Here is an 839-nt window from a genome sequence, read left to right as displayed (position 1 = left end):
GGTGGTTTTTTATGGCAAATATTTTGAGTTTTATTTGGTGGTGTATCAGAAAGTATGCTGGCATCAGACATAGCCATAATTGATATAAAAGAACACCAAATCAAAGACTTTAAAGTGATTATCAAGCTTTTTAGAGAAACAACAGGTTCTTCTAACGGCTCGACGTAGTCGATGTCTAAGGCGACAATTATTACCTTCTATGCCTACGGTGTGTTGTTTGCCAACCCGTTTATTATCTGATTTAAAGGCGGTTAAGAAACTGTCCCAGTTATCCATGCTAACAGAGCCATAGCTTACTTTGAGGTGCTTGAGGCGAGAACGCAGCCTTCTTGCCGTGGCTAAATCACGTTTGCCCCAAACATAAGCCACAATCTCACTGGTGTCACGGTCATAAGCATAAATAAGCCAGACTTTACGCTTTTTTCGACCCACGTAAGTCCAAAACTCATCAACCTCTAAGCGTTCATAGTAACGCTTCTTAGGAGTAATTTTATACACGGATGAGCCTAAGGTGCTCAGTACTTTGCCAATACTAACCGAGGTAATAACAGCGATGTCTCTGATTCCGCAGCCTCGAGCAGTCATCAGTCGTATTCTATCTTCTATTCTAGAATGACAGCCTTGGTAGGTTAAGGCATGGTCGCCAATGAATTGACGCTGACAGCCCTTACACTGGTAGTTCTGCTTGCCATAGCTTTTTATGCCGTTTTTCTTTAGACTGGAACTGTGACAGTCGGGGCAGCTGATATCTATTTGTGTCTTCATAACCTCAAATATATCATCTTGCTTCGGCTGTCACCCCTCCTTTAATTCCTCAGCATACTTTCTGATACACCACC

1 protein-coding gene is annotated in these 839 nt (G+C 42.3%); it reads right to left on the bottom strand.

Features of this window, described 5'->3' with window-relative positions:
* Positions 1–63: 63 nt before the first annotated feature.
* Positions 64–765 carry an IS1 family transposase gene (locus tag JMX97_RS13650; RefSeq protein WP_201558970.1) on the bottom strand — a complete coding sequence of 234 codons (702 nt, stop codon included), beginning with the start codon at positions 763–765 and terminating at the stop codon, positions 64–66.
* Between the last annotated feature and the right edge of the window lie 74 nt (positions 766–839).

The organism is Psychrobacter sp. 72-O-c (assembly GCF_904846605.1).
Classification (GTDB): Bacteria; Pseudomonadota; Gammaproteobacteria; order Pseudomonadales; family Moraxellaceae; genus Psychrobacter.
This window is presented reverse-complemented; position numbering and strand designations above follow the sequence as displayed.

Coding starts and splice junctions, on each gene's coding strand:
- JMX97_RS13650 (WP_201558970.1), bottom strand. CDS start 765: ATGAAGACACAAATAGATATCAGCTGCCCCGACTGTCACAGTTCCAGT.